Source organism: Microbulbifer litoralis (genome assembly GCF_023634065.1).
Taxonomy (GTDB): Bacteria; Pseudomonadota; Gammaproteobacteria; order Pseudomonadales; family Cellvibrionaceae; genus Microbulbifer; species Microbulbifer litoralis.
The window spans coordinates 1-11,836 of record NZ_JALKCV010000025.1 but is presented as its reverse complement, the minus strand read 5'-3'; the positions used below and the strand labels follow the sequence as shown (position 1 = coordinate 11,836).

Here is an 11,836-nt window from a genome sequence, read left to right as displayed (position 1 = left end):
GGTGGCGGCCGGCAGGGTGCATACGAACGGATTACCGACGGAGCAACTGAAATCGGCGTCGGTTCCCGGGTCTATGGCGCCAAAGTCGAGACCGGCACCGAGAGTGTCCTCAAGGGTGAATACCTCACTCAGTGCCGCATCGGCCACATTGACGGTGACGGTGTAGGTAACAGTGTCACCGACCGATACATCAGTAACGTCAGCGCTTTTGCTGTATCCGACAACCGGAGCAGGGAGAACGGGCGTATCGGTCGTCGCTTCGTTGTTGCCTGGATCGGGATCCGTTAGATCCTCGGTATGGCTCACGTTAGTGTTGTTTTGTACAGAGGTTTGCGCCAGGGCACCAGTGCCGGTGAGCAACAACAGGGAAAACAGTAGGGAGGTGGTGGAGCGACCACAACTGGCCAGAGTTTTTTTCAGGATGATGGTAAGCACTTCAGTTCCTCAAGGGTCACTTTCCGCCTGATGACAAAGCTGGACAAAGGGAATACGGGTAACGTTTGACGGGTAATAAGGCTGCGATAACCAAATCGCAGGAGGTATGGTTTGGGCTTAAAAGTTGCGCGGTAAGGCCGAGCACAGATAGATGATAGAAGAGACGCCGTTGAGAAGGCGCCGGGTGATCATCCGATAACCAAAAAAACAGCACGAAAATTAGTGCTATAGTCATTAGCAAGCTGTTTTGGAATTACCCCTTCCCCGAGATCTCCAATATACAACGGCATACAGTGGCGCGATAAAAGTTCGTTTATCAGCTAGTAACTCCTTTGCTTCTCCAGGTTAACTTCCAGTGTTTGGTCGAGAGAGACGGCCTTTCAACCTGGAAAGTGTTGATGCGTTGACAATATAGATGCCCATGTGAGGAATGAGATGTTTTTCTCATGAGATTGACGCAATTTCATACCAAAGCATGAATTTAGTAGAAAAGGAAGACTGTAAGGAGAGAGGGGTGATTTTGATTAAAAAACAGGTCCATAGACCTGTTATGTCTCCCGGTGGTGTTGGATATGTATAGACAGCCGAAAAGTCGCCAAAAAAATTCTACATAGCTACTCAGGGTGTCTGAGAACCCACAATTTTGGGTTTCGGAGGGAATGCCCAGCAGCGATAATCCCTGTCTGATCTAACAGGCCGAGCTCCGAAACCTCTTCCTTGCTTTCGATATTCTGGCCTGGATGGTGTGAATAACCTGACTGATATAAAGGCTATCTTGAAGAGTTTTGTAGCGAACAACATCGAGCGATACGATACATGGGGCAGACTTTGATGGATCTGGCGCCACGCCTGTGGATTTTCTGTAACCGGATAAGTTTTTTCATTGGAGTTACATGCCGAAGATTCTGGAAATATTTATGCGGACACCTGGTAATCGCTTATTCGGTAACACAATACGCTGTTCTTGCACTCCAGCTCGACGTGCACGTTGCTTTGGCAAACTATTTTATCTTGCTTGTTGATTCAGATATGAGCCATTGAGTTCAGTTTTAGTTAAGGTTAAAGAGAAATCCTGAACAGTACAGAATATCAGGAAAATATAATTCGTACTGAAAAATTCGAAATTTTCGTGTTCTACTCTATCTCTGAACTATTGAGTTACGGGTCCTCCAAGATAACTTTTTCCTTAAAAGGTTTGTGCTTCCAAAAATCGGATGAGAATTCCTTGTTCAGATATGCTATCAGTTCCCTGCGGATGTCCGATTCTTGAACATTTATTACGCTATTGCCAATACTTTCTGCCAATGAAATTATGGATTTCTCTGTTAGGAAAGGGGATATAAGAAAAGATTTTATGGCGATCAATGGGGTTTTTACCTGACTGTCTTTTTTCGTAGAGTATTCAGTGGTTTCAAATACTTCAGTACGGGACAATGAATAGCCATCATAAATATCACGATTTTCAGATATGTAATTTGCTACACATATGTTATATACGTTAGTTAATAGAACTTTTCTTGAATATAAATCTTTGTTATTCAATCCTATGTCTATATCAGGAATCGATTTTTGAAAATAAGCCCTGAAAAGAGTAACCGTTCCATGATTGTCAGGATTTAACAAAGAAATGCCTGAAATTTTATCAAGCTCTGAGCATAGTAGACGTCGCAGACGGACCAAATGAGCAATAATAGATCGCATTCCTTCCTGGCCAAAGAAATGAAGGTTTGCCATTGCTGCCATTACACCACTTCCACTTCTTGTGGTTTCAAGTGTGAATTTTCCAGGATGGTAATCACCAAGATAAAATAGATAAGGAGTATCTACTTTTTCTCGGAGCAGAAGTCTAAAATCATTGTTTAGCCGATCAGTATCAGTGGCGCTTATCTCTGGAAGCTTCCTGCAATACGAAGGAGTGTTCCTTAATAAAATTAGGCTGGAGGTGCAAGGAGTAAATCCAGATTTGTGAAAGTCTATGCCTATCGAATCTGCCATCTTTATAGCTTCAATTCTTTGGCTTGCTTTTTTTAGGTCTGTATAAGCGATATTTCCGATTTCCCGGAGCTTGAGATCGTCCTCACTGGAATTTACATTGAAGAATCCATTAAAGAATGACCACGCCCACCCAATAACGGCATCAGCATGAACATGCGGAAAGTAGCCGATACGATATTCCTCTACAATATGGTTTCTTATCTTGACAATTTCTGAAACACAATCAATTCCAAAATGATCGGTTGTCCCAACTGTACCCACAAAGCATGCAATTAATGGCTTTTTTGATAGAAGGATATCAGAGTCCCGCCCTATTAAATTCTCAAGGCTGTCATTGAAACTATGGTCTGTCGCTTTCAATGCCGCCAGGTATAAAATATCTGTATCGATCTGGAAGTCGTTCTTAGTGGGAATTCGAATGACTGCGTTGGTTCCCAGGCCCAGCCACGCTGAAACTGTTTCAACAGAGTAGTGGCTTGCATCGCTTGTAAATATTACGAAATCCCTATTTCCAACTCCCCTCTCCATAGAGGGATAGGAGTCTTCTCCGAAAAATCCAGTCAATGCTTTCTCTATCCCTATTTTAATTGCGTAAAGAAGTGTTCCAGTGCCACCAAATGTAAACACTCCTGAAGACTTTTTAGGGCAATAGCCTATTTGTTGAGCCAGCATAGATACGATTTGCTGTTCAGCCAGACATACGTTCTTCCCGTACTTGTCCCAGGTTATTAATGGGTTGTGCAGTTTGCATAATGATGTCCCGACAATTGAAGCTATGGATGGAGGTGGGATTACGTTCTCTTGAATAGACGGATGCCCCCAGACTGGCATTCCTTCGAAATAGCTGGTTAATACTTTCATTACGTCAGGAAGTGATGATGCTGTACTCGGGATTCTTGAATCTGTCACATCTGCAGTGTTATTAAATACTCCGTTAAAAGCGGAAAGTTCGTAATTTCCAGACTTGAGAGACACGGATCTCCTGAATGCGTCGGCTAGTACTTCGATAAAATATTCATCTTCTACACAGTCAGGACTTGGATTGAGAAACCCTTTCCTGATTGAGTTAAGAACGCTTTCGTAGCTCATAAAAATCTATAACCTAAAAAGTAAATTCATTAGATAAGAAAGATCGGTGTTGCCTACAAAGAACCAGATCCAGGTTTTATGGAGCTGATTATCATTGACAGCATAGATATACAGAAGTACTAGAGAAGAACGTTAAAGGTTACTGGACCATTCAGTGATGTAAGTCCTTCTGGTGTGTTACATGCACTGATGTCCCCGAGAAGATTCATGGTATCTGTAGTAACCAAACCAAGGAATTTTCCTTGTGTAATCGTTCCCTGTCCGACTAGTGTCAGTTGTCCGCCCGAGTAGGTTACAGTGTAGTTGAGCGTTTCCTGGCTGGCTTCACCGGTACTCCATGCGGTATCGATCACGACGGATCCGCCATTCAGAAGGTCGTTACAGCTTCGAGAAAGGGATACCTGGAGTGATCGAGTTGCGGATATGATCGTCGGGTTACTGAGAGATACACAGATGAGATTGGCCTGAAGATTGATTTCCACTTCCTGAGGCTCATTAACGAGGCCCGGTGTATAGGTGTGCGTTTGCAGACCTGTACAGGTTACCTGGGTCGGCAGAATCTGTGCCTTGGAATGCACCGACAGCAAGGACAATAAAAATAGTGACAGTGGCAAGACCAATAGCTGGGGGCGAGTACAGATATTGGTTACTACGATTTTATAGATGTTCATCATGTGTCTCCAGAATAGTATCAAACTTGAAACCTAGATGGTCAGGTCCGGAGCGTTAGTACAGCAAGATAGTGTTATCTTTGCTGGCATTCTGAACCCTTCCCAATAAGAGCTTATTCTCTTTGGATAGTGTGCGAACAGATTACTTTGACCATTGCGCCTCCTTTTTCAGATTAGTATGTTGCAATACATAAAGTTCATGTTCGTTACAAGAGTAATCATGTTTCCATGTCATATCGTCAGATCCCCGGTAATACTGTCTGGGCAATTTAGTGATCTAATTATTCAGAGCACATTCAAAGACGCATAGGGATCCGCGAATTAGATTTGGATCCCCGTTTGGTAAGACTGCTCGTGTTGGGAGAGTCTCTTGCCGATATCCAGCCCTGTGTCTCAGGGAGCGCTGACCCACCTGATCCTGTTTAGCGCGATGATCACTGTCTGGTGAGCGGTGTCTGTAGATCACCACCGTCGCGTTTGTTCTGATAGAGTAGTGATAGAGTATCTGCACAACTTCAATGTGGTGATTGAAAGGGCATGAGGTCTAGCCACCTCACCCCTTCAGTTCGGGTCGTTCAAATTACACGTTATACTAGCCCGGATATTTCACCAAGCCGCTTAGTATTCAGCGTAATTCTATGTTTTTCGTTAATGTTTTCAGGGATCTCCGCGGGGACAGATTGTCACCGGCCAATGCTGGCCACGCCCTCGCTTGATCTCTGCACGCTCAGCACATTTTTGCGGCTAATACGTGCAATAAGCATGCATCTACGCCGCACAAATCCTACAGGATAGGATTTGGACGCCCACCAGGGCGCCCGCAGGGTGAAAAACAAGGATGTTTTTCATCCAAAACGCACTGAGCGCACAGATCTCGGCGCGATCATCGTGGCCCCTGGTGAAATATCCGGGCTAGTGGGACGCTCGCAAAGTTAGGTAACCGTTCACTTCGCCAAATCGCCCAGCTCTGCATTGAGAAAGCTTGAAGTAACGCTGCTATTCCAGCGCTTTCTCGCCTTGACCTGAACGATTTTGCTGTGCTCCTTTGCTACCGAACTGTACAGGCGGACCACTAGCATCCGAGTAATTTCACTCGCCAATCAAACCACCTTGCTCAAACTCCGGTGTTACCAATTTCACATCCTCTCCGAGATCGAGTGAGAGGGACAGGCTGAGTAAGGTAGAAATACGCAAGCGCAATCGCTCATCATCGAATACCTCGTCACTGCCCGCTGGAATGAGGATCGTCTGTGCTCCGGTACAAATCTGAATCGGTTGAGTGACCGATGCGATGGGATTAGGGTTACTGCCATCGAGATCGGTGCGATGCAATGTATAGGTGGTGGCAACACCAATACCCAGTGAACAGGGAAAGCTGAGTTCAAAATCGCCGGCTGCGAAGCTGCCGCTCAGCGCCGGTTCGCTGTACCAGGTAGGCGCGTTGAGCAGGTTCAGTGCCAGCGGCTGCGACGGCGAGGGCGGAATCAGGTCCATGGTAAATCCGCCCGCAGTGCCGGCAATGTCGTTTCCGTGTAGGTAGAAACTCAATGCCTCGGCAGTATCGCAGGCATCGCCGATGCCGTCGCCGTCGAAATCTTTCTGGCTGGGGTTGGATGCGCCTGGGCAGTTGTCCGCACCATCGTTAATACCGTCACCATCGTCATCGGTATCACAAGCGTCGCCGATAGTATCGCTGTCGGTATCCTCCTGACCGGGATTTGGAATGGCCGGGCAGTTGTCTATATCGTTGTCGACACCATCATTGTCATTATCAGGGTCGCATGCGTCTCCGATGTTGTCCTCATCGACGTCTTCCTGTCCCGGGTTGGTATCAATGGGGCAGTTGTCTGTGCCGTCGCCAACGCCGTCCCCATCGTCATCGGTATCACACGCGTTACCGAAGGTATCGCTGTCGGCGTCTTCCTGACCGGGATTGGGAATGGCCGGGCAGTTGTCGACGTCGCCATTGACACCATCATTATCGTTATCCAGATCGCAAGCGTCGCCAATACCATCTCCATCGGCGTCTGCCTGTCCCGGGTTGACATTCACGGGACAGTTGTCGGCGCCGTTGTCGAGACCGTCGCCGTCCACATCGTTGTCGCAGGCGTCGCCTATGTCGTCGCTATCCAGATCTTCCTGACCGGCGTTGACGTCGATGGGGCAGTTGTCCATGTCGTTGTCGATGCCATCACCATCGATATCCTGGTCACAGGCATCACCGATCCCATCGCCATTCTGGTCTTCCTGAGAAGGGTTGGCGGTCAGCGGACAATTGTCGACGCTGTTATCAATTCCATCGCCATCGGCATCCATATCGCAGGCGTCGCCGAGACCGTCACTATCCTTGTCTTCCTGGCCGGGATTACTTATCAGAGAGCAGTTGTCAACATCGTTGTCGACGTCATCTCCATCGACGTCGTCGTCACAGGCATCACCGATACCGTCGGAGTCCTGGTCTTCTTGGCCGGAATTTTCGATTTCGGGGCAGTTGTCAGAATCGTCAGGAACACCATCGCCATCGACATCCGCAGTCGCAATATTGTAACGAGCCAAGGCTGCTTTATCATTCCCCGTTGGTGAAAAGTCAGTCGCACCCGCTACTACGATCTTGCCGTCAGCTTGTAATCCGACGGAATAACCCTGATCCAAAGAGCTGCTGAAATCAGTGAGGACTATCCCCCTGTTTCCGAAACTGCTATCCAGTATACCGGAAGAGTCTAGTCGGGCGACTGCAAAATCGGTCCCGGTAGACGGATTTCCGAAACCACCAAGTATGAGGCCGCCGTCACTCTGTAAAGCTACGCCGGAAGAGAAGTCATAACCACCACTAACATCAAAAATGTTGTACCCCACACCGGAGTTGAACCCTGTGTCCAGGTTACCAAAGGGAGTAAAACGTGCGGTCAGAAAATCGCCATCACTGACACCGGTAACAACAATACTTCCATCTGGCTGAATCAACAGGTCGTTTACAAATTGAGATCCGGAAATGGATGCAACAGCGATTCCCTGACTCCCGAAGCTAGTGTCCAATGAACCGCTGCTGAGTATCTTGGCTACAGCGATTTCGTCATTAACCGTCCCGCCTAGTAGAATCTCTCCAGAGGTACTCACCGAAATTGTGGTTGCCACCTCGGTAGTCGGTGAGAAAGCTGCACTAATGCTTAGCAGCCCGGAACTACCGAACGTTGTATCCAGGCTGCCGTCAATATTGAACCTGACGACATGCAAGTCTTCTGAAGAGACAGGCCCAAGAAGACCTATAGCGGCAAGAATCTTTCCATCATCCTGCAGTGCCAGGTCAAAAATTTCTTCGCGATCATCGAAGAAGGTATTCGAGAAAAAACCATTGGCGCCAAATGTCGTATCGATTGTGCCGTCGGCATTGATTCGCGCCAGTACAGAACCCTCGATTGCACCGCTCTCCTGTACCCTGCCTCCGACAAGATACTTACCGTCAGTCTGACGGATAATCGTGTTCGCAATGGTTGCTTCAGCGTTCAAGCTGCGTCTGTAGTAAGTCAGACCGGACCCGTTGAAGCTGGTGTCCAGGCTCCCGTCCGGGTTGGTTCTAGTCAGAAAAAACTGCGGTTCATTACCACCGAAAACGCCGGATCGATAGGATCCAGCGGTAACGATCTTCCCATCTGGTTGTATCAATACATCATTGGCGTCACCCGTTGATTGGGAGGATTGCTCAATGACCAGTTTCCCATCACTATTGAAGCTGTTATCCAGGGATCCAGGTTGAGCTTGTGACATGGCTGCGGGAAGAATAAGCAATAGCGCTAAGTGTATGGCTGCTCTTACTGGGAAGCAGCTCTTGATACTCTTCTTAGATAAAAGCATGGCTTTCTCCATTGAAAAGATGAAAAACGGATGTGTGGTGTGAATAAAGGTCGAATATCATACAGCCGCCAGATGTGACGAATTCGGTATCGCCAAATCATATCTACTCAGAGTTAAGACTTACCAAAGAGCTTCTGAAAATGCTCTCCTGAATGTCGGATACAAAGAGATGTCGGTTGTCTTGTACTACGAAATCTTTGGCGGAGTCATTTCCGTGATACAAGTGATCTTTTTGTCGCTATAGAAAAATTCCGTATAAAAAGTAATCGTTGTTAAATAAATGATTGGTAAAGAAGAGGGTGATTTCTATGGCTTTGAGTGTTGAGTGTCGGCGTTCATGGGTAATGTTCCTGTCTGGTGCTGTTGGTGAAGGTTGTCCGCGGGTGAGAGTATTTCAGAGTTTCTTGTCTGTCTTGATATAATTAACAGATAATCTTTCTGATTCTAGTCTCTGTTTGTGGAATCTTTAGTTCTAAGAGTTTCTAGTCGGAGAGTCAATAAATCTTACTGAAACCTGTAAGTATTGGCAGGATTAATAAATTTACGATATTTGAGTAAATTACTTTGATGCCAGGTTATGTAATTCGATCCGAATAAAACTGTACTTGTCCGGTGTGTTATATGAGGTTAAATTCCTCCAATAAGTGTGAAGGAGGTTACGCCGTTGTTAGTGCTTATTCCTTCATTCGCACAAGCGACTAAGTCCAGCTGTGGTGTGGTGTAAATCATCTCTGCACTAGTAGGAATCAGTGGTGATGCCGATAGGCCGAAACCGGATGTGACTTTGCCGGTTGCAGTAACCGTCACCATACCGTTAGCTCGAACGGCGTTAACATTTATCCATTCGACCTCTGTGTAAGTTCCGTCATTCCAGTTTAATCGAGCAATAAATGGATCATAAAGATAAACAGTGGTACAAGAATCCTCGCCAGGTGCGATAACATGAAGTGTTCCTGGTGCTTTTTCAGGGTATAGAATACAGTTGCTGTAGACTTGATCTACCGTCGATATGATAAACTGATTCTCGTTAGTTAATGCTGGATCATAGGTTGTTGTGGTGGTGCCCTGGCAGCTGAAGAGTATCGGTTGAGCCATGATTTCGCTTGTAGTTAAGAGCGACGTTAGTAGAAAAGCCAGGAAAAGGAAGAGAGTCCTGTCGGATTGTACTTTGTTTAAAACGATACTTTTGTTTATAAATGAATAAATTTTTTTCATATTTTATATCTCATTGTTGGAGTTTTGGATTTCTGAGATGCCTTGTTCGATTCAGACAGGTCAGATACAGCTGTTCGCTCATCAGAGGTAACATTAATCCTGCCCCGAAGGGCTGCTACTCCTTCGGGGTGAGGTGCGATGAGATTGCTTTGACAATCACGTATGGAATTCTAAAAAGGAGTATCAGTGCTCTCGGTAAACTCTGTCGTATCTAGCCAAACGTTCTCACCGAGGTCCAGGTTGATGGACAATCCGAGCAACGTCGATATACGTAGACGCAATCGTTCCTCGTCAAACTCTTCTGCATTGCCAACCGGGATGCTAATGGTTTGAGTCCCGGTACAAACCTGTAACGGCTGGGTCTTGGAGCCAATGGTTTCAGGGTTGCTGCCGTCTAGTGCCGTACGCTGCAGGTCATATGTAGTGGCGAGGCCGATGCCGAGAGAGCAGGGGAACTGAAGAATAAAGTCACCGGAGACAAAGCTGCCATCCAGAGAAGGTTCACTGTACCAGCTCGGCGCGGTGGCCAGGTTCAAAGCCAGCGCTGCCGGCGGAGAGGGTGGACTGAAATCCATAGTAAATCCATTGGCCGTACCGGGAATATCGAATCCATGGAGATAGAAGCGGAGTGCTTCAGGGGCAGCCAATGCGGTGACAGAGGTACTGCTAGAGTTGTTCTTCATATCTGGATCATTCTCGTCGCCAAGTACGCTCGCGAAATTCTGGATTTCTTCACCGGGTGAAGTGGCTACATCCAGCTCCACAGTGAGAGTGACTGTATGGCTATTTCCGGGGGAAAGCTGGCTGAATTCCGCGGTAAAGTCGGAGCCGTTGAAGTTACAAATTCCGGTTGGCGCAGAGCAGGAAATATAACTCAGTTCCACTGGTAGAGTGTCCGATAGAAGAATATTGTTGGCTTGCCCCGGGCCGGCGTTATTAATAGTAAAGGTGTAATTGAATTCTGTGCCGATCGCAACGGACTCAAGCGAAGGTTCTTTTACTACAGATAGATCTGCGTTGGGGGCACCGCCTAAAAAGCGCACGATTGCAAAGTCGTCGCCGGAACGGCCGGAAAGAACTATTTTTCCATTAGTCTGAAGTGATAGAGCATAAGCCTCGTCTGTGGATGATCCGAGGTCGGCTTCTACTGAGCCGCCATTTCCAAAGGTATTGTCGATCGTGCCATCGGAGGCCATTCTGAACAGCGTGAAACTTTCAGATGAAGAGTAGCCAGCTACGAGAATTTTGTCATTGGTCTGAATCGACGTTGCTGTCGGGTTATCCGCTCCAAAAACTTCCTGAGAGAAGACTCCTGAACCGCCGGCGAAAGAGCTATCCAGATTGCCATCGGGATCGGTTCTCAGCAAGAATGTCTCTTGTCCTTGTTTACCAAGTCTTAGCTTTCCAGTTAGAATAATACTACCATTACTCTGTTGAGAAAGATCAACTGCATCATAGGGATTGTTGGTATCAAGCGTAAATATGCCGTTTACACCGAATGAATTATCGAGACTTCCGTCTGAGTTTAGTCGAATCATAGTTGGATTGTCAGAAGTCTCACCAGAAACAATAATCTTATTTTTCTGCAAAAACAGATTCTGTGAATATTCTGGCCGATTAACATCTGATGAAGTCACATCAACATCAATGACAGAAGTACCCTGGTTCCCAAAAGTCGTGTCTAGATTACCATCGGCAAGAAACCGGACAACGACAAACTGTTGATCTACAGGATCAAGTCCATTTGAACGCAGCGCGGCGACGATTTTTCCATCGGACTGACTTACCATATCGACTATTCGGAAGTTGGTGTTGACTACTGGTCCCGCAAAGGCACCGGCGAAATTACCAAAACTAGTATCGATACTGCCAGTGGAGTCGAATTTGGCGATTATCGCCCCATCCGGATCACCCGAAACCAGGCCTCCCGTGAGAATGCTGTCGTCAGCTAATATCAGTAAACTTTCAATATCGATTGCTGTGTCAGTTTCAAATCCCACTGATTGTAACCCTGCCGTACCATCGTTTGCTCCAAATGCGGTGTCCAGCGAGCCATCCGGGTTAAGCAATGATAAAGCAATGTCAACTGAATCAGTATCAGATACACTTCCTGCCGACAGTATTCTTCCATCGTTAAGAAGTGCGACTCCACGAGACTCCGCTTGTGATGAAGAGCCCTGCTCTACATCAAAATTGTAAGTAACTTTTCCGTCGTTAGAAAACGTGGTATCCAGGTTTCCCGGTTGAGACCATGCCGTTAGTGGCACCAGCAGGATAGTTAAAGATAAGATTATAAGTCGGCCTAAAATTGTTTCCCGACTTCTTAATAAAGATTTATATAGTGTATATGATTTTTTCATTCTCTATATCCTCATAGTTTGATTTGGATTTTGTCTTTAAGGTGGCTTTAGAAAAAATGAAATTGTCATTTCTATCCGTTAAATAATCTATACAGAATGTTCAAATTTTCTGATGGTTGATGTCTGTCTAAGAATTATTTTTGACGATAAAATTTGTAAATGACAAATTGTTTATCCTCAAAGGAAAGTGTATTTTATCTCCCCTGGCTTATTAATCGG

At 46.3% G+C, this 11,836-nt stretch carries 6 protein-coding genes; all 6 read right to left on the bottom strand.

Annotated features, from left to right (window positions below):
• The coding region (locus MWN76_RS20630; protein ID WP_250465047.1) for an isopeptide-forming domain-containing fimbrial protein at nt 1–435 on the bottom strand (435 nt) is incomplete at its 3' end.
• A gap of 1,158 nt (nt 436–1,593) precedes the next feature.
• The gene (locus tag MWN76_RS20625; RefSeq protein WP_250465045.1) at nt 1,594–3,519 is read right to left on the bottom strand and encodes a pyridoxal phosphate-dependent decarboxylase family protein; all 1,926 of its coding nucleotides are present in this window, start codon (nt 3,517–3,519) and stop codon (nt 1,594–1,596) included.
• 119 nt (nt 3,520–3,638) lie between these two features.
• Nucleotides 3,639–4,193 (bottom strand): hypothetical protein, encoded by a 555-nt coding sequence (locus tag MWN76_RS20620; protein WP_250465043.1) that lies wholly within the window; start codon nt 4,191–4,193, stop codon nt 3,639–3,641.
• 1,086 nt (nt 4,194–5,279) lie between these two features.
• The gene (locus MWN76_RS20615; protein ID WP_250465041.1) at nt 5,280–8,042 is read right to left on the bottom strand and encodes a thrombospondin type 3 repeat-containing protein; all 2,763 of its coding nucleotides are present in this window, start codon (nt 8,040–8,042) and stop codon (nt 5,280–5,282) included.
• A gap of 627 nt (nt 8,043–8,669) precedes the next feature.
• Nucleotides 8,670–9,257, bottom strand: coding sequence for a hypothetical protein (locus MWN76_RS20610; protein ID WP_250465039.1), 588 nt, complete (start codon nt 9,255–9,257; stop codon nt 8,670–8,672).
• Between the two features lie 170 nt (nt 9,258–9,427).
• Nucleotides 9,428–11,617 carry a hypothetical protein gene (locus tag MWN76_RS20605; protein WP_250465037.1) on the bottom strand — a complete coding sequence of 730 codons (2,190 nt, stop codon included), beginning with the start codon at nt 11,615–11,617 and terminating at the stop codon, nt 9,428–9,430.
• Between the last annotated feature and the right edge of the window lie 219 nt (nt 11,618–11,836).